General features: G+C 59.3%; 17 protein-coding genes. 5 read left to right on the plus strand and 12 right to left on the minus strand.

All coding sequences use genetic code 11. The annotated features are described in order from the left end of the window. Positions 1–6: 6 nt before the first annotated feature. From A6F69_RS00765 to A6F69_RS00795, 7 genes are all read right to left on the minus strand, one after another. Positions 7–978 carry a sulfite exporter TauE/SafE family protein gene (locus A6F69_RS00765; RefSeq protein ID WP_067596507.1) on the minus strand — a complete coding sequence of 324 codons (972 nt, stop codon included), beginning with the start codon at positions 976–978 and terminating at the stop codon, positions 7–9. Beyond that, entirely contained in the window at positions 954–3,581 is a 2,628-nt protein-coding gene (metH, locus tag A6F69_RS00770) for a methionine synthase (protein ID WP_067596508.1), read from the minus strand. Before metH ends, A6F69_RS00765 begins: the two co-directional genes overlap by 25 nt. Next, on the minus strand, positions 3,581–4,630 hold the full coding sequence (locus tag A6F69_RS00775; protein WP_067596509.1) for a homocysteine S-methyltransferase family protein: 1,050 nt from the start codon (positions 4,628–4,630) through the stop codon (positions 3,581–3,583). Before A6F69_RS00775 ends, metH begins: the two co-directional genes overlap by 1 nt. Beyond that, positions 4,630–5,556, minus strand: coding sequence for a methylenetetrahydrofolate reductase [NAD(P)H] (gene metF, locus A6F69_RS00780; protein ID WP_067596510.1), 927 nt, complete (start codon positions 5,554–5,556; stop codon positions 4,630–4,632). Before metF ends, A6F69_RS00775 begins: the two co-directional genes overlap by 1 nt. Beyond that, a complete protein-coding gene (locus A6F69_RS00785; protein WP_067596511.1) occupies positions 5,553–6,539 on the minus strand; it encodes an ArsR/SmtB family transcription factor in 987 nt (328 codons plus the stop codon). The genes metF and A6F69_RS00785 overlap by 4 nt, the downstream gene beginning before the upstream one ends. Before the next feature lie 90 nt (positions 6,540–6,629). Next, positions 6,630–7,715 carry an alanine dehydrogenase gene (gene ald, locus A6F69_RS00790; RefSeq protein ID WP_067596512.1) on the minus strand — a complete coding sequence of 362 codons (1,086 nt, stop codon included), beginning with the start codon at positions 7,713–7,715 and terminating at the stop codon, positions 6,630–6,632. A gap of 103 nt (positions 7,716–7,818) precedes the next feature. Next, the gene (locus A6F69_RS00795; protein ID WP_067596513.1) at positions 7,819–11,082 is read right to left on the minus strand and encodes an amidohydrolase family protein; all 3,264 of its coding nucleotides are present in this window, start codon (positions 11,080–11,082) and stop codon (positions 7,819–7,821) included. 132 nt (positions 11,083–11,214) lie between these two features. Here A6F69_RS00795 and A6F69_RS00800 point away from each other — a divergent pair, with 132 nt between their 5' ends. Beyond that, positions 11,215–12,522: an APC family permease gene (locus A6F69_RS00800; RefSeq protein ID WP_067602131.1), complete on the plus strand. Its 1,308-nt coding sequence runs from the start codon at positions 11,215–11,217 to the stop codon at positions 12,520–12,522. A 3-nt stretch (positions 12,523–12,525) separates the two neighbouring features. On the opposite strand, the gene A6F69_RS00805 is transcribed toward A6F69_RS00800, so the two are convergent. The 3 genes from A6F69_RS00805 to A6F69_RS00815 are packed head-to-tail and all read right to left on the minus strand — an operon-like array spanning position 12,526 to position 16,599. Continuing rightward, positions 12,526–13,812: an acyl-CoA dehydrogenase family protein gene (locus A6F69_RS00805; protein WP_067596514.1), complete on the minus strand. Its 1,287-nt coding sequence runs from the start codon at positions 13,810–13,812 to the stop codon at positions 12,526–12,528. Positions 13,813–13,815: 3 nt separating this feature from the next. Further along, a complete protein-coding gene (locus A6F69_RS00810; RefSeq protein WP_245638257.1) occupies positions 13,816–15,141 on the minus strand; it encodes a phosphotransferase in 1,326 nt (441 codons plus the stop codon). Positions 15,142–15,168: 27 nt separating this feature from the next. Next, positions 15,169–16,599 carry an aldehyde dehydrogenase family protein gene (locus tag A6F69_RS00815; RefSeq protein WP_067596515.1) on the minus strand — a complete coding sequence of 477 codons (1,431 nt, stop codon included), beginning with the start codon at positions 16,597–16,599 and terminating at the stop codon, positions 15,169–15,171. A 187-nt stretch (positions 16,600–16,786) separates the two neighbouring features. Here A6F69_RS00815 and A6F69_RS00820 point away from each other — a divergent pair, with 187 nt between their 5' ends. The 4 genes from A6F69_RS00820 (at position 16,787) to A6F69_RS00835 (ending at position 20,355) form a co-directional block, all read left to right on the plus strand. Beyond that, the gene (locus A6F69_RS00820) at positions 16,787–17,479 is read left to right on the plus strand and encodes a glutathione S-transferase family protein (RefSeq protein WP_067596516.1); all 693 of its coding nucleotides are present in this window, start codon (positions 16,787–16,789) and stop codon (positions 17,477–17,479) included. An 81-nt stretch (positions 17,480–17,560) separates the two neighbouring features. Beyond that, positions 17,561–18,433, plus strand: a complete 873-nt coding sequence (locus tag A6F69_RS00825) for a phosphorylase family protein (RefSeq protein ID WP_067596517.1) — start codon at positions 17,561–17,563, stop codon at positions 18,431–18,433. Positions 18,434–18,507: 74 nt separating this feature from the next. Continuing rightward, entirely contained in the window at positions 18,508–19,356 is an 849-nt protein-coding gene (locus A6F69_RS00830) for a formate/nitrite transporter family protein (protein WP_067596518.1), read from the plus strand. A gap of 18 nt (positions 19,357–19,374) precedes the next feature. Continuing rightward, on the plus strand, positions 19,375–20,355 hold the full coding sequence (locus A6F69_RS00835; protein ID WP_425388057.1) for a quinone oxidoreductase family protein: 981 nt from the start codon (positions 19,375–19,377) through the stop codon (positions 20,353–20,355). Here A6F69_RS00835 and A6F69_RS00840 read toward each other — a convergent pair. After that, entirely contained in the window at positions 20,352–20,651 is a 300-nt protein-coding gene (locus A6F69_RS00840) for a YciI family protein (protein ID WP_067596519.1), read from the minus strand. The two genes, A6F69_RS00835 and A6F69_RS00840, sit on opposite strands and share 4 nt — an antisense overlap. A gap of 62 nt (positions 20,652–20,713) precedes the next feature. Beyond that, positions 20,714–20,950 carry a DUF6356 family protein gene (locus tag A6F69_RS00845; protein WP_067596520.1) on the minus strand — a complete coding sequence of 79 codons (237 nt, stop codon included), beginning with the start codon at positions 20,948–20,950 and terminating at the stop codon, positions 20,714–20,716. Between the last annotated feature and the right edge of the window lie 106 nt (positions 20,951–21,056).

Genomic DNA, 21,056 nt, shown 5'->3' on the forward strand with positions numbered 1-21,056 from the left:
AACCTCTTACCAGTTCAACCACAGCAGATACAGTGCTGAACCGACAATCCAGATCGCACCATAGGTTTTCAGCTTTCGCGGGCCGAGCCAAAGCGCAATCGGCCGGGCAAGGAACGCGCCCAGCATGGCGCCCGGCGCGGCGAGCAGCACCACTTCCCATTGCACTGTACCGACATCGATATGCCAGATGAGGCCTGCGGCGACGCTCACTGCAGAGATGACGCAGGCCGTCCCGACGCTGAGCAATATCGGATAGTGCCGCAGGAAGAGGTAGAATGCGACAAGCTCACCAATGCCGACCGAGAACAGAGCCGTGATCGCACCACCGGGGATCGCAATCAGCGCCAACACGACGATGTCGACAGGCTCCAACCGCGTACGCTCAGGAACATCGCGATTGAAGGTCCAGGTGGCAATCAGCAGCGCGATACCGAGCACAATCGAGAAGCTCTTGTAGCCCAGCAGGATCGCTTGCCCGTCAAAGGCGAACAGTCGCTGGGTGGCCAGCAAGGCAGGTACGGACAGCACCAGAACCAGCCCGCAAACAAGCCAGTAATCGCGCACCTGCGTTTGCGCTTCAAGCGGCGCAGGTACCCTTTGGTGATATAATCGATCCGTCCAGCGCAGCGCGCCCACACTCATCCCGAACGCCTGAATTCCCATGGACACCGCAGTGACTCCGAGCGGATCGAGATCCATCGCCCCAAGGTCACGCATCGCATTGAAAACAGGCACAAAAACCACGCCGCCGCCCGTTCCGCTGGCATTAGCAATGATCGCGCCGGTTACGCCAACTCCGGGTAAAAACCACAGTTGGCGCAGCAAATTGCCCTCTGTCGGGACAATAATCCAACATAACGCATATGTAACGAGAAGTAGCGCCCCGCCAATCAAGGCAAAGCGCGATGTATGTGCCAGCGAAGGCTGGACTCTGTTGAGTCCAATCTCCGGGTTCAATCCAGATTCGGGCGTAGCCATCGTTCAGCCGTCGCCATATCGACCCCGCGCCGCTTCGCATAGTCTTCCAGCTGATCGCGCCCAATCCGCGCGACCCCGAAGTACTGGCTTTCAGGGTGACCGAAATAGAAACCGCTGACCGCCGCGGTCGGATACATGGCGAAATTCTCCGTCAGCGTCAGGCCGACGTTCTCTTCCGCATCGAGCAATTCGAACAGGATCGCCTTCAAGGAGTGGTCGGGGCAGGCCGGATAACCCGGCGCCGGGCGGATACCGCGATATTGCTCTTTAATCAGCGCGTCATTGGTGAGCTGCTCATCGGGCGCATAACCCCACAGATCGATGCGGGTATGCTGATGCAGCCGCTCGGCAAAGGCTTCCGCGAAGCGGTCTGCCAAGGCCTTCAGCAAAATGTCCGAATAGTCGTCCTTGTCTTCAAGGAAGCGCTGCGAATGCGGCTCAATCCCGTGAATACCGACCGCAAATCCACCGATCCAGTCACCTGCGGGATCGATGAAGTCTGCAAGGCACATGTTCGCGCGATCCCGGCTTTTCTTCACCTGCTGGCGCAAGAATGGCAGCACGACGTGCTCTTCACGATTCACCCGGTGGATCGTGACATCATCGCCGTCGCGCGCGCACGGCCAAAAACCTGCAACGCCGCGTGCAGTGAGCCATTTCTCGGCCACGATCTTGTCGAGCATGGCATCCGCATCGGCTTTCAACTGCCGCGCGGTTTCGCCCACCACGTCATCGTCAAGGATCGCCGGATAATTGCCGTGCAATTCCCATGCGCGGAAGAAAGGCGTCCAGTCGATATACTCGCGCAAATCCGCCAGATCCCAGTCTTCGAAGGTATGCACGCCGGGTTGCAGAGGTGGCGCAGGTTTGTCGCTGAGATAGGCATCGTAATAATTGGCGCGCGCTTCTTCCAGACTGAGCAGCACGCTCGCCGATTTGCCTTCCCGCGCTTCGCGAACCTTGGCGTATTCGCTAGCGGTTTCACTCACAAATTCGTCGCGTTGTGTATCCGACAGCAGGCGGCTCGCCACACCCACCGCGCGGCTTGCATCAAGCACATGCACCACTGGCCCCGGATAGGCGGGATCGATCTTCAGCGCGGTATGCACCTTGCTGGTGGTCGCCCCGCCAATCAGCAGTGGCATCGACATTTCTGCGCGCTGCATTTCTTCCGCCACCGTCACCATCTCATCGAGCGACGGTGTGATCAGTCCTGAAAGACCGATCATATCCGCCTTGTTGTCATTGGCCGATTTGAGAATGTCCTGCCACGGTACCATCACGCCCAGATCGACGACGTCATAGCCATTGCACTGAAGCACTACGCCAACGATATTCTTGCCGATATCGTGAACGTCACCCTTGACCGTCGCCATCACGATCTTGCCTTTGGCCTTGCGCTCTTCCTCGGGCAGCAGATCCTTCTCGGCCTCGATAAAGGGGATGAGATGCGCGACCGCTTTCTTCATCACGCGCGCGCTTTTGACCACTTGCGGCAAGAACATCTTGCCGCTGCCGAACAGGTCACCAACAACGTTCATCCCGTCCATCAGCGGGCCTTCGATCACTTCGATCGGGCGGCCGCCATTGGCAGCGAGCGCGGCGCGGGCTTCTTCCGTGTCTTCGACGACATGCGCGTCGATGCCTTTGACCAGCGCATGCTCAAGCCGCCTCTCGACTGCCCAGCCGCGCCATTCTTCGGCGGCTTTTTCGTCCGCGACGGATTTGCCTTTGTAGCTCTCAGCTAGGTCAATCAGCCGCTCGGTCGCGTCAGGGCGACGCATCAGGATCACATCCTGGCACGCCTCGCGCAGCTCACCGTCGATATCGTCATAAATGTCGAGCTGGCCCGCATTGACGATTGCCATGTCGAGCCCGGCGGGGATCGCGTGGTAGAGGAACACCGAATGCATGGCCCGGCGAACGGTCTCATTGCCACGGAAGCTGAAAGAGAGGTTCGACAGCCCGCCGCTGGTTTTGGCATGCGGACATGCCGCCTTGATCTCTTGCACCGCTTCGATGAAATCGAGCCCATAGCGATCATGCTCTTCGATCCCGGTCGCCACCGCGAAGATATTGGGGTCGAAAATGATGTCTTCAGGCGGAAAACCTATCCCGGTCAGCAGTTTGTAAGCGCGGGTGCAGATCTCGACCTTGCGCTCCTTGGTATCGGCCTGACCTGTTTCATCGAAGGCCATGACCACCGCCGCCGCGCCATAAAGCATGCACAGGCGCGCGTGACGCAGGAACTCTTCCTCACCTTCCTTCATCGAGATGGAATTGACGATCGGCTTGCCTGATACGCACTTTAGGCCTGCCTCGATCACTTCCCATTTGGAACTGTCGATCATCACCGGAACGCGCGCGATGTCCGGCTCGGCAGCGATCAGCTTGAGGAAAGTGGTCATCGCTTCGACCGCGTCGAGCAGGCCTTCGTCCATATTGACGTCGAGCACCTGCGCGCCGTTCTCGACTTGCTGTCGCGCGACTTCGACAGCGGTGGCGTAATCGCCCGCCATGATCAGCTTCTTGAACCGGGCAGAGCCGGTCACATTTGTGCGTTCGCCGATATTGACGAAGCGTGCTGTTGTTTGATCAGTCATCAGGCCGCAATCGTAAAGGGTTCGAGTCCGGCCAGCCGCATACCGCTATCGAGGGCCGGTACGGCGCGCGGTTTGTAGGGTGCCACAGCTTTGGCAACCGCTGCGATATGTTCGGGCGTCGATCCGCAGCAACCGCCCAGGATATTCACCCTACCGCCTTCGGCCCATTGCTTGACCAAATGAGCGGTGGTCTCGGGCAGCTCGTCATATTCGCCCAGCTCGTTGGGCAGCCCTGCGTTGGGGTAAGCCATCAGCAGCGTGTCGGCGATGCCGCTAAGCAATTGCACATGCGGGCGGAGCTGATCCGCACCGAAACTGCAATTAAGCCCGATGGTGACCGGCTTGGCATGGCGCACAGCGTGCCAGAACGCCTCCACCGTATGGCCAGACAGGTTGCGGCCGGACAAGTCGGTCAACGTCAGCGAGATCATCAGCGGTATGTCTTCGCCTCGCTCTGCCTCCAGCTCCTTCACCGCCATGATCGCAGCTTTGCAGTTGAGCGTGTCGAATACAGTTTCGATCAGGATGAAATCTGCGCCACCTTCAATCAGCGCCGCTGCCTGTTCACGATAGACGTCTTTCACTTCATCAAACGTGACTTCGCGAAAACCCGGGTCTTCGACATTGGGGGACAGAGAGAGGGTCTTGTTGGTCGGACCCATTGCGCCGCAAACGAAGCGCGGTTTGCCGTCCCTTGCTGTCGCTTCTTCGCAGGCCTCGCGGATGATCTTGGCTGCGGAGACATTGATTTCATGCACCACTCCCTCCGCGCCATAATCCGCCTGGCTGATGCGATTGGCGTTGAAGGTATTGGTTGCCAGCACGGTTGCGCCCGCCGCAATGTATTGATCACAGATAGCGCGGATCACGTGTGGCTGAGTCAGGTTGACAAGGTCATTATTGCCTTTCTGATCCTGCGTCAGACCGGTATCGCCTGCGTATTCTTCCGCGCTCAGCTTCGCATTCTGGATCGCGGTGCCATAGGGGCCATCCTTGATCAGGATGCTCGCGGCAGCTGCTTCCTCCAGTCTTTCTTTTGCGTTTGCCATTACAGGCCTGCCTTCGGGCGCATGCCCAGCATATGGCAGATCGCATAGCTCAGCTCTGCCCGGTTCAAGGTGTAGAAGTGGAACTGACGCACACCACCCGCATAAAGCCTGCGGCACAATTCAGCCGCGATGGTTGCGCTGACCAGCTGGCGCGCTTCGGGGCGGTCATCCAGCCCTTCGAAAAGTCCCTCCATCCAATGAGGGATATCCGTGCCGCACAGCCCGCTCATCCGCTGGACCGCGGCAAAGCTGACGACCGGCATGATTCCCGGCACGATTTCGCCTTTGATGCCCGCTGCCGCCGCCTTGTCACGGAATTCGAAGAAGCATTTGGTGTTGAAGAAAAACTGCGTGATCGCACGGGTCGCCCCGGCGTCAAACTTCGCCTTGAGATTGTCCAAGTCGCTTTGCGCGTCGGGGCTGTCCGGGTGAACCTCTGGGTATGCCGCGACCGAGATCTCGAAATCAGCTACCTCTTTCAATCCTGCGATCAGCTCGACCGCATTGGCATAGCCGCCCGGATGCGGGGTGTACTGACCGCCGCCATCGGGTGCATCTCCGCGCAGCGCAACGATATGCCGAATGCCGCTCTCCCAGTAATGTCGTGCGACCTCATTCACTTCTTCCTTGGTCGCGGCAACGCAAGTGAGGTGGGCAGCGGCGGGAATGCCTGCTTCAGTCTGGATTCGCACGACTTGCTCGTGCGTACGTTCACGCGTTGAGCCACCTGCGCCATAAGTGACCGACGCGAAGCGCGGGCCAAGCGGCTTCAGCGTTTCGACACTCTTCCACAGTGTTTCGCCCATCTTCTCCGTCTTGGGCGGAAAGAATTCGAACGACACGTCGATATCGCCCGGCAGCCCTTTGAACAGCGGGCTGTCGAGCGCGGTGCGCGCTTCATGCATTTGATCAAGCGTCGGGCTCATGCCGTGTGTTCCTTAGGTTGTACCTTGGCCGTCTGCGCGCCTTTGCGTTGACCAATCCAGATCTTCACCACCAGTTCCCCGCCTTCAAGCGCGACCGGCGCTTTCGCGGTGTAGCCTGCGTCGCGCAGCATCTGCTTGATCTGGTTATCCGCAAAGCCAAGTCTGGCGTGAGCATAGAGGGTCCGCAATTCCTCATGGTTGTGCGCCGCGAAATCCACGATTGCGATCCGTCCGCCGGGCCGCGTCACCCGTGCCGCCTCTTGCAGTACAAGCTCCGGCTCCTGTGCGAAGTGCAGCACCTGATGCAGCACCACCGTGTCAAATTGCGCTTCAGCAAAAGGCAGATCGGTGAAGTCACCTGGAACAAGCTCTGCCTTGCCGGCCGGCAGATGCTGCAGCTTGGCGCGCGCGAGCTTGAGCATCTCAAGGCTTTTGTCGAGCGCGGTGACCTTGCTGGCACCATCTGACAGCAGCTCTGCGATCCGCCCGGTGCCTGTCCCGATATCGAGCAGGTCCCCCAGATTCGCCTCGGCCAAGGCTTCGACCAGCGCTTTCTCGACCTGCGCGTCCGAACTATGCAACTGACGCAGTTCGTCCCATTCACCGGCGTGGCGCGTGAAGTATGCTTGCGCGGTCTTTTCGCGAGCGGCGCGTATCGCGGCTAACTGACGTCGGTCTTCAAGGCATTGCCTGGCAAAACCCGCATCCTCTCGCTCGGCGGTCGCAAGGAGGTGGATAATCGCATCAAGCAGCGCGTTGTCTTCAGCTATGCTGGGCGTATGAAGGAATACCCAGCTGCCTTCGCGGCGGCGCTCTGCCAAACCGGCATCGCACAGAATACCAACATGGCGCGAGACGCGCGGCTGACTTTGCTCGAGCACTTGAGCCAGCTCGCCCACCGCCAATTCCATCGCCGCCAACAGGCGCATGATGCGCAGGCGCGTGGGGTCAGCAAGTGACTTGATGATGGCCTCGATCTGCATCGAAACCGAGGATATAAAGATTCTTTTATATCTGTAAATGCAGTTCAGTTATTGGCGGGCATAGAACGCCTTGCCCGCACGCCCCAAGCATCAGCTGAAACCGAGGCTTTCCGCAACCGCTTCATTGACGATTCTGCCGCCGTGCACGTTCAGGCCCGGCTTCAGGTGCGGGTCACGCTCGCACGCTGCGATACCGTGCTGGGCCAGAGCCAATCCGAACGGAAGTGTCGCGTTATTGAGCGCATAGCTGGAGGTGTGTGGAACCGCACCTGGCATGTTCGCGACGCAATAGTGGATGATGTCGTCTACCAGATAGGTCGGGTCTTCATGCGTGGTCGGCTTCGACGTTTCAAAACATCCGCCCTGATCGATCGCCACATCGACCAGCACCGCGCGGTGCTGCATCAGGCCAAGCATGTCGCGGGTCACCAGTTTCGGCGCAGAGGCACCGGGGATCAGCACCGCGCCCACCACGACGTCTGCGTCGGTAATCGCGTTCTCAATCGTGCCAGCGTTGGAATAGCGTGTTGTGACGCGGCCCTGAAACATATCGTCAAGCTCGCGAATGCGCGGCAGAGAACGGTCGAGGATCTCGACATTCGCGCCCAGGCCCACCGCCATGCGCGCGGCTTGCGTCCCAACAACGCCGCCACCAATCACCACGACCTTTGCCGGCAGGACGCCCGGCACGCCGCCCATCAGAATTCCGCGCCCGCCATTGACCTTGTGGCTCGCCTGCGCGCTCGCTTCGATCGAGAGACGTCCGGCAACTTCGCTCATCGGAGCGAGCAGCGGCAGTCCGCCGTCGCGATCCGTTACGGTCTCATATGCGACCGCTGAAACGCCGCTTTCCATCAGGCCCTTGGCCTGCTCGGGATCTGGCGCAAGATGCAGGTAAGTGAACAGGATTTGCCCTTCGCGCAGCTGCACCCATTCATTCGGCTGCGGTTCCTTGACCTTCACCACCATCTCGGCGCGTGCGAACACCTCTTCGGCACTGTCGACGATGTCTGCCCCGATGGCGCGATAGTCATCATCGGTCTTGGTGATGCCCAGTCCTGCGCCGCTTTCGACGATGACCTGGTGCCCGCACACGATGTATTCGCGCGCCGCCTCGGGCGTCAGGCCGACACGGTATTCGTGGTTTTTGATTTCCTTTGGGACACCGACGAGCATGGGGGAACCTCTTCAAAAGACTCGAATGACGTACAACAGCCTCCATACCGCAGCGGCAAGAAAGTTACAACGGAAACTAATTTTGTTTTGTAGCGGGAGCCACTCACTCCCACCAGTATGTGCGGCGTTCGCTGGTCCCCGTCTCGACCTCGTTCATGGTCTTAGCGTCGTACAAACGTCCTCCCAGCATGACCTGCTCGATGTCGTCCGAGTTCTGTATATCAACACTCGGATCAGCGGTCAGCACCACAAGATCCGCCAGCTTCCCTGCTTCGATTGAGCCGATGTCATCTGCCATGCCCAGCGAATGCGCCGGCTCAATCGTGCCCGCGCGCAAGGCTTCAACTGCGCTCATTCCGCCGCGGGCAAAGCTCCACAGTTCCCAATGTGCAGCGGTCCCGGCCTGCTGGCCGTGCGCACCGATGCTGACCCGCACCCCGCGCTTCGCCAACTTGGCCGCTTCGCGCGCGGCATCGTCATCCACAAATGCCCAGTCAGGCGCCTTGGTGCGGCGCGCTGTGGCTGCCAGCAACTGTTTGGGCGGGGTGTGGACCATCAACGGGTTGGCAAACACGTCAGTCGCCTGACGCCAATAGGGATCACCTGCCAAGCCGCCGTAAGTCACCGTCAGAGTCGGGGTGTAGTTTGTTTGCGACTGGCCGAAGAATTGCAGTACATCCTCGTAGAAATATTCGCCCGGCACATTGTGCTCGACGGTGGAGTTGCCGTCCGCGACCAGATTCATATCCATCCCGAACAGCGAACCACCTTCGGCCACCACCAGCATGCCTTCCTCTGCCGCGGCTCGCGCCACCATCTGGCGCTGCTCGCGACGTGGCTGGTTATAGTTTTTCACCGAAATGCCGCCTTGCGCCTTGATCCGGCGGACATGGGCCAGGGCATCATCATAGCTATCAATCCGGGCGTAAAATCCCGGCGCCTTCGCGCCGTAGATAATCTCTCCGGTCGAGAAGATGCGGGGAGCGGTGATCAGACCGGTCTGCTGGCGCTCCGCCGCCGCAAAGACCATGCTGGCGCTGGAAGACGGGTTGTGGATCGTGGTGACCCCCATCGCCAGATCCTGAAGCAAGGTCCAGTTTTGCTGCGGGATCAGATCGCCGGTGCCGTATGGACCGTGCGCATGCGCATCGACCAGGCCCGGCATGATCACCTTGCCTGTAACATCGACCACTGTCGCGCCATCGGGGATCGCGGTTTCGCCCGCTGGGCCAACCGCGCTGATCCGGTCACCGCTGATGACGATAGTCGCGTTATCGATCGCTCCCGCGCCTTCGCCCGTCATCGTCAACACGCGCGCGCCAGTCAGTGCAACTGTGCCATTTGGCTTCGCCGCATCAACCGTCAGCGCCAGTGGAACGCCGATATCTGGTGGGGAGAATCCTTCGCTGTCATCGTCGTCGCTCTTGGGCGCGTCGCGGAACAGGTCCGCCACTTGCGCGGTCTTCAGCATCGGGCCGATTGACCAGTTGATCATCGCGCCACTGCGTGACCAGCCGATGTAATCTGCGCCGCCTTCGCTGACCTTGGTGACCGGGACGGAGCCGCCCTTTTCGCTGACACTGACGGGTTTGCCGCCTGGCATCAGCGGCATCGCAAAAACTTCGTAATTCTGGCGAAATGCTACAGTTTGCCCGTCGGGCGATACGCGGAATTCGCTGGCCAGATCACCCTCGGCATGGGTTCGCTCGTCCTCGCCATCCAGGTCCATTGAAACCAGCGACAATTTGTCACCGCCGAAGCGGGTCAGGAACAAGCGGTCATTGGCGTCGCCGAATTGCGGGTCGGACCCGCTGCGGGTGACCAGCGTTGGCATGCCGCCACTCGCGCTGACCGCATAGATACCGGGGTTCTCCGAGTATTCGGGAGCGGTCAGATAGCCACCGCTGCGCTTTTCAAACACAACAGTACGGCCATCGGGGCTGAAACGGGGCACCGCATAATGTCCGGGCTGGCTGGTAATCACCCGTGGATTGCGGCCATTCGCATCGGCAACCACGATTTCGCCCAGCCCTTCATCGCTCCAACTCACATAGGCGAGCTTGCTGCCATCGCGGCTATAAGCAGGCCATAACTCAAGCTTGTCACCGCTCTCGCGGGTCAATCGGGTGGGGTAGTCGCGCCCGCGGAAGCTCTTGGTATAGAGTTTGCCCAGGCTTTCGAAGACCACATGGCCGCCGTCTGGGCTGATCGTAGCAAAACGCGGCATAGTGGTGGTGAAACGGTCTGGAGACACTTCGATCGCGGGATGCGGCGCATCAGCTACTCCGCGTGTATCATTGATCGCAAACGGGATCACGGCAGCGCCGCTGCCGTCTACATTGACCCGGCGGATCTTGCCACCAGCCCAGAATACGATGGAATTGCCGTCGGGTGTCCAGTCCATGTTGGGATAGACCCCGGTCACCGCCCAGGTTTCCTGCATGTCCATGTCCAGCTCGCCATAGATCATACGCTCTTCGCCGCTGGCGATATTCTTGATCCACAGCTGGCTCTGGTCCTTGTCGCGCCGGACAAAGGCGATTTCCTTGCCATCCGGCGAAGGTGCCGGGCGCACCGCGCCGCCATAACCGTCGACCGCTGTCGTCACTTCACCTGTCGCGATGTCATAGCGCTCAATTGCGAAGATGCCGCTGTTGGAATCCTGCGCGTAGATGAAGGTGTTTCCCGGGGTGGTGTTGCGCGTGTAGTAAATCGTGCTGCCATCGGGCGCGTAAATCGGCTCGCCCAGTTCCTTTTGCAAAGCTTCGCTGGCACGCTTGACCAATTGCACGCCACCGCCGCCAGAGACGTGGTACATCCAGATCTCGCCCGTGCCGAGCGAGCGTCCGGTGGTGAAATGCTTTTTCGCGACGATAAAGCGCCCGTCGGGGCTCCATGTCGGCTGGTTCAAGAGGCGGAAATCCTCTTTCGTGACCTGCCGCTTGTCCGACCCGTCGGCATTCATCACCCAGATATTATCACCGCCGCCACGGTCCGAAGTGAAGGCAATTCGGCTGCCATCGGGGGAAAAGCGCGGATGCACTTCCCATGCCATGCCTTCGGAAATTCGCGTCGGCGTGCCACCGGAAATCGGCATGGTGTAGATATCGCCCAACATGGTGAAGGCAATCGTCTGTCCATCAGGAGAAACATCGACATCCATCCAGGTGCCCTCGTCAGTATTGATCGCGACTTGGCGGATCGTCGCACCGTTAGGTGCGCTGATGTCCCACTTGGGGTCCTGTTCTTCAGCGGCCTCTTCGCTGGCAGCATCCGCCTCTTGCGCGGTGAGCGGGCTTGCAGCCATCGCAGCTCCGGCCAGAAGTGCGGCGGTAAGAGTGCGGGTGGTGGTGAAATGACGGCGCATCGGTGAGTCCCCTTTTTTGTTGGGCGGGACACTAGCGGGCCGGAAAGATTATTCCAGCGCGAAGACACGAAAGACCTGATTGACTCGACGAAGGTTTGCGTCACTGTGCGATGCGCAGGGAGAATGGCGCGCATGTCGCAAACACAGTTGGCAACACCGCCGCGCGCAATCGGGCTTGCAGGCGCGGTACTGATCAATATCAACGCCGCGATTGGAGCCGGGATCTTTGCGCTGCCTGCCTTGCTCTACGCGGGTGCGGGCAGTTTCGCCCCCGTTGCCATCATCGGCTTTGCGCTTGCCTATGCCTGTCTCGCCAGCATCGTTGCCAAGCTATCGACCATGTTCGAACAATCGGGCGGGCCGCAGCTCTATGCCGAGCACGTCTTCGGGCGTTTCGTCGGCTTTCAGGTTGGCTGGTTCGTAGTCTGTGCGAATTTTGCTGGCCGCGCGGCCAATTTTCACGTGCTGGTTGCGTATCTCGCCGCGCTGTTCCCGGTCTTTGGTGGTGATGTGGTCCGGCCGGTAACCGTCATCGCCCTGATTGCGCTGACAACACTGGCAACTGTCATCGGAATGCGGCGCACGATCGGCGCCATGTGGGTGGGGACGGTGCTCAAGCTCTCACCGATCCTTTTGCTCACCATCTACGGCCTTGCCACCACTGGCGTTCCCGCTGGCGTCAGCTTGCCCGAGTTCAGCCAGGTGGAATCGATCGCAATCCTGCTCGCCTATGCTTTTTCGGGCGTCGGACTTTCGGCAATTTCGGCTGGCGAGACGAAGGCGCCGACCACCACGATCTATCGCTCAATATTTCTCAGCCTTGGTTTTGTGGCCGTGCTCTATGCGATGATTCAGCTGGCGTATGCCGGCACAGCGATCCCGCAGGCCGACTCCGATATTCCGCTCGCGGCGATGGGCGAAGCCTTGTTCGGGCAGGCCGGCATCACGATGATCAGCCTGGCAGCGATCTTCTCGATCGCGACCAACCAGCTGGCGGGTTTCCTGGTCATCCCGCGCGTCTTGTTCGGCATGGGGCGGCGGGGTCTTCTGCCGCCGGTCTTCGCCCATGTTTCACCACGATTCCAAACGCCGTCGATGGCAATTGTCTTCTTTGGCAGCGTCGTCGCGGCGCTGGCTGCGTCAGGCACATTCGCGGATCTCGCGACCATGCTGGTGGCGTCTGAGCAGATATTCATCATCGCCTGTATCCTGGCGCTGATCATCCTGTGGCAGCGCGGCGAAGGCCGGGTGGCGCAATCGATGGGTGTACGCTGGTACGCGATCATCGCCGTGGCAGGCATCGGCACGATCTGGATGACCTTGCAGGTGCCGCTCGACGCCGCGCTGTCGACCGGGATGCTGGCAGGGGTGGGGACGCTGCTTTACGTGCTCGCCAGGGCAGGCACCCGCGAAGGCGAAGCGACACGCTTTGTGGGTTAGCGTCTAGCCGAACTGCCCCCGTTTCGGCCCGAGATAGCCGAACAGATAGGCCGCCACCTTGCGCATCTGGATTTCCTCCGCGCCTTCGGTGATGCGATAGCGGCGGTGGTGGCGATAAATATGCTCGAACGGTTTGTGCCGCGAATAGCCGATCCCGCCATGCACCTGCATCGCGCGGTCCGCTGCCTGACACACCAGCCGGTTCGCCCAGTAGTTGCACATGCTGACCTTGTCAGAGATTGTCTTCTCGATCTCCTCATGCGGCATATTGTCCATTTCCCACGCGGTCTTGTAGATCAGCAGACGCAGCATCTCGCATTGGGTCGCCAGCTCTACCAGCGGGAACTGGATCGCCTGATTCTTGGCCAGCTCTTCGCCGAACGGCTTGCGCTGCCGCGCATATTTCACGCTTTCATTGACGCAGAATTGCGCCGCACCGAGCGATGATGCGGCCTGACGGATGCGGTTCTGGTGGACGAAGCTTTGCGCCAAGGCCAGCCCGCGCCCCTCGATGCCCAGCATCGCGCTTTCGGGCACCCAAACATTGTTGACGCTGAGGCGCGGGTGATCGGTGGGCATGTTGAAGGTCCACATCCACTCTTCGATCTCCAGTCCCTCGGTCGGGTTGGGAACAAGCAGGCAGGTGATCCCGCTGGCATCGCCATCTTGGCCGCTGGTGCGGCAGAACATCGCGCAATGCGTCGCGACATGCATTCCGGTGATCCACATCTTCTCGCCATTGATCAGCCAGCCATCGACCCCGTCGCGCGTCTCACGCACAGCGCGGGTTTCCATATGCGTTGCATCGGATCCATGGTTCGCTTCGGTCAGGCCAAAGGCCACCCGCCTTGTCCCTTCGAACCCACCGAGGATGAACTCCTGTTTCTGCTCCTCAGTGCCCCATTGCTCGAACATCTCGACGAAGGGGAAATTACCAACAATGCTATGCTCGTTCTGCAAGTCGTTGTGCAATCCCAGCCCGCGCTGCGCAAAACGGTCACGGATCACCGCCATCCACAGGTTGGTGCCGTCCTTGCCGCCGTATTTCTTGGGCGCGGAAAACCGCCAGTGCCCGGCTTTATCCGCGCGGCGCTTGGCTTCGATCAGCAGTTCTTCCCACTCGTGACGCGGCAAGCCACCTTCCTCGAAATTGGTGCGCGCCCATTCTCGGCGGTGATCGAAGAAGCGAATGTTGTCATCCTGCTGCTCAAGCGGGGTGATTTCGTCCGCGATGAATTTCTCTAGCTCGGCGTAATAGTCTTCGAGCGCCTGCGGGATAGTGAAATCCATGGGTTACTCCTCTCCAGTCCATTTCTTCATGGCGACTGCAAGCGCCGGATACTTCGGAACGTCCGCCATTACCTTTTCCAGCGCCGCCTCCTTGAGTTCGCGCAGCAGGCCAGGGCTAGCAAGCGTTTCTTCCCCGACGAGAATGGCTTGAGCGAGGTCAGGCTCAGTCACTCGCGGGACGATATCATCATCGCGCGCAATCATGCCCAATGCATTGCGTGCTACCGCGAGTTGGAAGCGGTTATGCCCTTGCATGAGAGGTTTGAGCATTTCGAGCCATTCGGAAATCGCAACCGCAATCTCTCCGCTAGTTGCTTCACCGTGGGTCTCACCAGGCTCGATCATCGGTTCCGCGGGTAGCGCACGTTCTTCCTCAGGCGCATCTTCCTCCAGCAGCATCAGCAGATCCAATTCCTGCTCGCTCGTGCGCCGCGAGATCACCACCCGTTCGAGCATCCGGTCGGAGCCATCGCGCCATACCTTGGCGCAGCGCAGGCAACCCATCGCCCACCATACGGTGCGATGGATCAGCCAGTAACGGAAACGCTCGCGGTCAACAGTCCGCCCGCTCTCGGCTTCGTAGGCAGCGAAGTAATCCTCCAGCGATCCCAATCCTAGCGCAGGCCGGTCATATCGCGCGAAACGCCACACCGCCATGCAGCCGAAAGCGAGGTCCTCATGTGGATCGCCGAAATGCGCCAGCTCCCAATCGAGCACGCCCGTCAGTTGGTCATTATCGGCCAGGATATTGCCCATGCGGTAATCGCCATGGTTGAGCACTGGCTCGCAAGGCTCAGGGCAATTGTCCTCCAACCATTTGAGGCCCAGCGCGATGATCGGGCGGTCGCCGCCCGCTTCCTCGAACTGCGCGCGCAAATCGGCAATCGCCGCGCGGTAATCCATCACCGGCACATCGGCGGGCAGGTCCTCGCGCTTCAATGAATGGATGCGAGCGAGGTCGCGTGCGGCTTGGCGCAAGATTGTGTCTGCGCCCTCCATTGCCAGTATCTCTTTGGGATTGGGCGTGCCGGGCAGCGCGCGCATGATGAACCCGCTCCCGATCCCGTCACTTTCTTCGAGCACCGTCAGCACTTCAGGCGCCGTCACACCAGCTTTGCGGGCAGCCTCGATCACCGCCGCTTCACCGGCATGGCTCATCGGGCGTTCGGCAATAAATTCCAGGCTGGGCGCGCGGCGCAGGACATAGCCCTCACCGCTCGTTGAGAACCGCCAGCTCTCCATCGTCGCGCCGCCGGTCAGCCGCGCGAGGCCCGAAGGTGCAGAGAGCCCAACCCGTGCCAGTGCACGGGTCAGGCCCCCTTCAATCACAGTGATGTCTCCCCCACTCACCTCGGCTTAAGCGGGGACATTGTCCTTCTTGACGGTGATCACCTGCGGATAGGTGAATTCCTTCAGGCCATCGAGCCCGTACTCAGCGCCGAAGCCCGATTGCTTGTGCCCGCCAAACGGCGCGAAAGGAGACAGGTGGAGGTATTCGTTGACCCACACTGTGCCTGTCTCGAGCTTCTCTGCAATCTCGACACCTTTCTCAGGGTTTGCAGTCCAGACCGCCCCGGCAAGACCGTAGTCCGAGTTGTTAGCGCGTTCGATCACTTCCTCTTCTGAAGAGAATTTCATCAGCGGCATGACCGGGCCAAACTGCTCCTCTGCCACGATCCGGGCGTCCTCCGGCGGGTTATCGAGGATTGTGATCGGCACGTAATAGCCGGTGCCTGACGGATCGCCCGCGTCACCGCCAACCAGGAAATTATAGCCATTGTCTTTCGCATCCTGGATCAGTTCCAGCACGCGATCATATTGCTTCTTGTTCTGGATCGGTCCGACACCGGTGCCTTGTTCCGATCCGTCACCCACCTTCACGGTCTTGGCGTACTCTGCCAGAGCTGCTGCCAGTTCGTCATAGATATCCTCATGGATATAGATGCGTTTGGCCGCGACGCAGATCTGACCTGCGTTTGAGAAGCTTGACCAGAAGATCTGCTCGGCAATTTTCTTGGGGTCCGCGTCCGGCATCACGATCGAGGCGTCATTGCCGCCCAGCTCAAGCGTAATCCGCTTCAGGTCAGCGCTCGCGCCTTCCATGATCTTCTTGCCCGTTGCGGTCGAACCGGTGAACGTGACCTTGTCGATATCCGGATGGCTGGTGATCAGCGGCCCAAGCGACTCTTCACCCGTGATGATGTTGACCGTGCCCGCTGGCACCTTGTCCGCGATCAGCTCTGCAATGCGTAGCGTGGTAAGCGGGGTGAAGGGCGACGGCTTGAGCACAATGGTGCAACCGCTCATCAGCGCTGGCACAATCTTTTGCACCGCCATCATGACCGGGAAGTTCCACGGCACGATGCCGCCAACCACGCCCACCGGTACGCGGCGGGTGCGGCTCAGCCGTTCGTCAGAGTCCTCGTTGATTACGTCTTCCAACTTCAGCGTCGATTGCGCAGCCGACATGCCAGCAGCCCCGAAAATCTCGCCCTTGGCTTGCTCATGCGGTTTGCCCTGTTCGCTGGTCAGCAAACGATAGAGCTCTTCCGCGTTTTCCTTGATCGCGCCTGAAATCGCCATGCACGCAGCCTGACGTTCTTCAAAACTGGTATTCTTCCAGGTCTTGAATGCTGCACGCGCAGCGGCAACCGCCTGGTCCAGCTCGTCTTTACCGCATTTCGGCACCTGGCCGATAACCTCTTCATTCGCGGGATTGACGACATCGCACCACTCACCGGTTTCGATCATCTGTCCGTTGATCAGGTTCTTATATTGCGTAGCCATTTGAGGGCCTCTCTCCATTAGCGAATTGAAAGTCTCGAGTCGCCAAGATGGGACGTCCCTGTCCCAAGGGCAAACGAATTCGGACAGAATAGACTGCGACGGCGCGTTGCGCTCCTATCCATTGCGCTATGCAACTGAATGTCGCAGAGTGGCGATCACGCAATGGAGCAAGAGAGGAATTTTTTCGATGGCCGATCTCGTCATCTACGGCAGCCCCGTTTCACCCTTTGTCCGCAAGGCCGCAGCGGTCTGCATCGAGAAGGGTGTCGATTTCGAGTTGGAATCGGTAAACGTCTTCGATCCGCCTGACTGGTTCCGCGCAATTTCGCCATTGAAGCGTATTCCGGTGCTGCGCGACCGCTCTATCGCTGAAGAAGGCATTCCGGGCACAATCGCCGATAGTTCCGCGATCTGTGGTTATATCGAGAAGAAGCACCCGGACGTCCCGATTTACCCGGCTGACCCCTATGCCTATGGCCGCGCATTGTGGATCGAGGAATATGCCGACAGCCATCTGGCTGCGACTGGTGGATTGGGCATATTTCGCGCGATCGCCTTTGCTGCCATGAACGGAAAAGAGCCTGACCTCGACACAGCGCGCGCGACCTGGGCGGAAAAGATGCCGCCCATCCTTGCCTATCTCGACAGCGCACTGGGCGACGGTGAATTCTATGCCGGAGACGCGCTGTCGATCGCGGATATCACCGTCACGACCTGCTTGATGCAGATGACATTGGCGGCGCACGCGCCGCTTGACGCTTATCCGGCGCTGGCGGCTCACCAGAAACGCATGCAGGCGCGCGAATCGATTGCCGGTCCCTTTGCGAAGGCGGAAGCTTTCATCCGAAAAGCGGTGCCTAAACCCCTTGATATCGCCTGATAGCCGTTTGCTAACTTTATCTTTGCCTTCGCGCGGCATAGCGCCTTAAACCATATGCCAAGGCGTGCAGGGGAAGACTAAATGACCAGCCCGTGGACAATCGGGATCATCGGCGGATCGGGGCTATATGCCATCGAGGGGCTTGAAGACGCACAGTGGATTGCGATCGAAAGCCCTTGGGGCAAGCCATCGGACGAAGTGCTGTGCGGCCGTATCGGCGATGTGCGGGTGCGGTTCCTGCCACGCCATGGCCGTGGTCACCCGATCAGCCCGGGCGAGCTTAATGCTCGCGCTAACATCGACGTTCTCAAGCGTGCGGGCTGCACCGATATCCTGGCGATCTCGGCAGTCGGATCCCTGCGCGAAGAAATCGAACCGGGCCGCTTCGCCATTGTTGAGCAATTCATTGATCGCACTAACCGCCAGCCGAACAGCTTTTTCGGCACCGGCCTGGTTGCGCATGTTTCGATGGCTGATCCGGTTTGTGCTCGCCTTTCCGAAATGGCCGCCAAGGCGTTCAAATCAGCCAAAGGCAAGGTTGCAACCGGATCGACTTATCTCGCAATGGAAGGGCCACAATTCTCGACCCGCGCAGAAAGCCGCATGTACCGAGAGTGGGGCGCGGATGTGATCGGGATGACCGCGATGCCTGAGGCCAAGCTCGCGCGTGAGGCGGAGCTGCCTTACGCGCTGATTGGCATGGTAACCGACTATGATTGCTGGCGAGACGGCGAAGCAGTCGACGTGGGGCAAGTGGTTGCGCAGATGCAGATCAACAGCCAGATAGCACGCGATGCGATTGTACGTTTCGTCAACGCATTGCCCGATGGCCGGCAGGCTTCGCCGATTGATTATGCGCTGGAAGATGCGGTCATCACAGCGCCTGACAAGCATGATCCAAACCTGATTGCCAAGCTGGATGCGGTCGCCGGGCGCTTGCTCAACCAAGGGTGATTCTCGGAACATTTGCCCATCCCAACGCTTGAATGCATGAGGCGCAGCTTTGAGCGTCGCCAGCACGGATATGCATGCAAGAACAGGAAATCATTGAAGAAGGCGAAAGCGAGTCACTCTCTTCGCCCGAAATCTATATCGAAGTGGCGCGTGAAGGCATTGAAGAAATGCAGCGTCCGTCGATCTCGTTGTTCTGGTCAGCCATCGCTGCGGGCTTTTTGATCAGCTTTTCACTCATCGCCAAGGCCGCGCTGCATGTCGAAACCTACGATCTGCCCGCTGGCTATGCGATTGAAAGTATGGGCTACACAATCGGCTTCATACTGGTGATCTATTGCCGGCTGCAGCTTTTTACAGAGAACACAATTACCCCGGTTCTGCCCACAATCGCAGCCCCCAGTGCGCGAAATCTGGGTAATTTGGGGCGTGTCTGGGGGATCAGCCTGAGCGCCAATTTTATCGGCACTGCGATCATGGCCGCTTTGTTCGCCTTCACACCGGTCGTGACGCCGGAGACGCTGGAGGCGATGATCTATATCAGCGAGAAAGTGGCTGCGATGGGCTTCATGGAATCGTTGGTCAAAGGATTGCCTTCAGGTCTGTTGATCGCTGCACTGGTATGGATGCGACCCAGCTCTGGCGAGAGCTTTCTGGGGCTGGTTTTCCTGATCATTTATGTCATTGCCATCGGCGATTTCACGCACGTGGTTGTGGGATCATGCGAAATCTTCCTGCTTGCATGGTCGGGTCAGGGCGCTCTGGCAGAGATGGCGCTGACTAACATTTTACCCACTTTGCTGGGCAATGTGATTGGCGGCACAGTGTTGTTCGCCTTGATCGCTTGGGTCCAGATCCGGCGCGAGCTCCGCGCAACAGTAACCAAATTGCGCGAAGAGGCGGACGCTGATCAGACCCGTATGTAGCCTTTAGAAAGGGCAGAAATGATGACCTGTTTGCGCGCTGAAATTCGCCAGCTCGGTGGCCCCGAAGTAATCGAATGGGTTGAAGGGGACATCCCGAACCCCGGCCCGGGCGAAGTCCTGATCCAACACAGCGCTATCGGGCTTAACTTCATCGACACCTATCATCGCGGCGGACTTTACCCGATTGATCTGCCCAGCGGGCTGGGCCTTGAAGCAGCCGGCACGATTACCGCACTGGGCGAAGGGGTAGCAGGTTATGCCGAAGGTGATCGCGTCGCTTACATGGGGCCAGGTCTGGGAGCCTACGCAACACACCGGGTGATGCCGGCCGATGCGTTGTTCAAACTGCCGGATGACGTGTCAGACGATGTTGCTGCGGCAGCGATTCTGAAGGCCGCGACGACAGAAGGGCTGGTCGAACGCTGCGCCGATGTAAATGCGGGCGACACCGTGCTGGTTCACGCAGCGGCAGGAGGCGTTGGCCTGATCATGGTCCAATGGCTGAAAGCACTGGGTGTGAATGTGATCGGGACAGTCTCTTCCGATGCAAAGGAAGTTTTGGCGCGCGAGGCCGGAAGTGACCATGTGATCCGCTATGACCGCGAGGAAATCGCGCCCTTGGTTCGGGACATCACCGGCGGAAAAGGCGTGCCGGTGGTTTTTGACGGAGTCGGAAAGGCTACTTTCGAAGCCTCACTCGACAGTATGAGCCCACGCGGACTCTTGGTGAGTTTCGGGAACGCATCAGGCGCAGTCGAAGGCGTAAACCTTGGTATTCTGGCGCAGAAAGGATCGCTGTTCGTTACACGCCCCACGCTGATGCATTACTACATGACGCCTGAGGATCGAAGCGCAGGCATCGCCCGTGTCTGGGACATGCTCAGCACCGGCAAGGTAAAGATCACTATCGGTCAGACCTATGCGCTGAAGGATGCGGCACAGGCGCACATCGATCTGGAAGCGCGCCGCACCACTGGCTCGACTATACTTCGGCCTTAGGGATCCAGCCTTTTTGACCAATCGCCAAAACGCGGCTGGAATTCATCAGCGCGGATCGATTGCCATACGCCAATCTCGAAATAGGGGATCGCTTCAAGCTTTTCGCGGGCGCTGGCTTCATCCTCGGCCTTGATCACCAATAATGAGCCAACGATCTTATCGCCCTTCACCATTGGCCCTGCGACCGCGAAATCATCACCATGTTTGTCAAAATGCTCGAGCAAGGCTTCATAGCCATGCTCGCGAAACATCGCGCTGTGTTCCCCGTCGCGGCAGTAGAATGCAAAAAGCTTCATCGCGCCACTGTAGCGTTTCTGCTGCGAAGTGGGAGAGTTTCTTTTCCGCGCGAAGGTATGGGTCAGATCACGAAATCGATCGGAGCAGGCAGCTTGCTGCGATTGACCACCATCTTGCCATGCAATGTTTCGATCTGCTTGCTGCCTGTTTTCACAAACAGGAACGGCAGCAGTCCATGTAACATGCAGGCGAAACCGCCCAACACCATGCGCACACCAAAGCCGGAAGCATGCATCAGATGCTGAAAGTATGTCTCGCCAACGCTGGCGGGATGTTCGGTAAATGCTTTCCTGATCATGCGCTGACCCGGCCCCTCTATTCGATTTTCTAGCGGGCAAGCTATCACTGTTGCTGCTAAATGAAATCCCAAACTTTGATGGATTCAGAACCCAGATTGGGATAAA

The sequence above is a fragment of the Altererythrobacter ishigakiensis genome (assembly GCF_001663155.1).
Taxonomy (GTDB): domain Bacteria; phylum Pseudomonadota; class Alphaproteobacteria; order Sphingomonadales; family Sphingomonadaceae; genus Erythrobacter; species Erythrobacter ishigakiensis.

Coding starts and splice junctions, on each gene's coding strand:
- A6F69_RS00765 (WP_067596507.1), bottom strand. CDS start 978: ATGGCTACGCCCGAATCTGGATTGAACCCGGAGATTGGACTCAACAGA.
- metH (WP_067596508.1), bottom strand. CDS start 3,581: ATGACTGATCAAACAACAGCACGCTTCGTCAATATCGGCGAACGCACA.
- A6F69_RS00775 (WP_067596509.1), bottom strand. CDS start 4,630: ATGGCAAACGCAAAAGAAAGACTGGAGGAAGCAGCTGCCGCGAGCATC.
- metF (WP_067596510.1), bottom strand. CDS start 5,556: ATGAGCCCGACGCTTGATCAAATGCATGAAGCGCGCACCGCGCTCGAC.
- A6F69_RS00785 (WP_067596511.1), bottom strand. CDS start 6,539: ATGCAGATCGAGGCCATCATCAAGTCACTTGCTGACCCCACGCGCCTG.
- ald (WP_067596512.1), bottom strand. CDS start 7,715: ATGCTCGTCGGTGTCCCAAAGGAAATCAAAAACCACGAATACCGTGTC.
- A6F69_RS00795 (WP_067596513.1), bottom strand. CDS start 11,082: ATGCGCCGTCATTTCACCACCACCCGCACTCTTACCGCCGCACTTCTG.
- A6F69_RS00800 (WP_067602131.1), top strand. CDS start 11,215: ATGTCGCAAACACAGTTGGCAACACCGCCGCGCGCAATCGGGCTTGCA.
- A6F69_RS00805 (WP_067596514.1), bottom strand. CDS start 13,812: ATGGATTTCACTATCCCGCAGGCGCTCGAAGACTATTACGCCGAGCTA.
- A6F69_RS00815 (WP_067596515.1), bottom strand. CDS start 16,599: ATGGCTACGCAATATAAGAACCTGATCAACGGACAGATGATCGAAACC.
- A6F69_RS00820 (WP_067596516.1), top strand. CDS start 16,787: ATGGCCGATCTCGTCATCTACGGCAGCCCCGTTTCACCCTTTGTCCGC.
- A6F69_RS00825 (WP_067596517.1), top strand. CDS start 17,561: ATGACCAGCCCGTGGACAATCGGGATCATCGGCGGATCGGGGCTATAT.
- A6F69_RS00830 (WP_067596518.1), top strand. CDS start 18,508: ATGCAAGAACAGGAAATCATTGAAGAAGGCGAAAGCGAGTCACTCTCT.
- A6F69_RS00835 (WP_425388057.1), top strand. CDS start 19,375: ATGATGACCTGTTTGCGCGCTGAAATTCGCCAGCTCGGTGGCCCCGAA.
- A6F69_RS00840 (WP_067596519.1), bottom strand. CDS start 20,651: ATGAAGCTTTTTGCATTCTACTGCCGCGACGGGGAACACAGCGCGATG.
- A6F69_RS00845 (WP_067596520.1), bottom strand. CDS start 20,950: ATGATCAGGAAAGCATTTACCGAACATCCCGCCAGCGTTGGCGAGACA.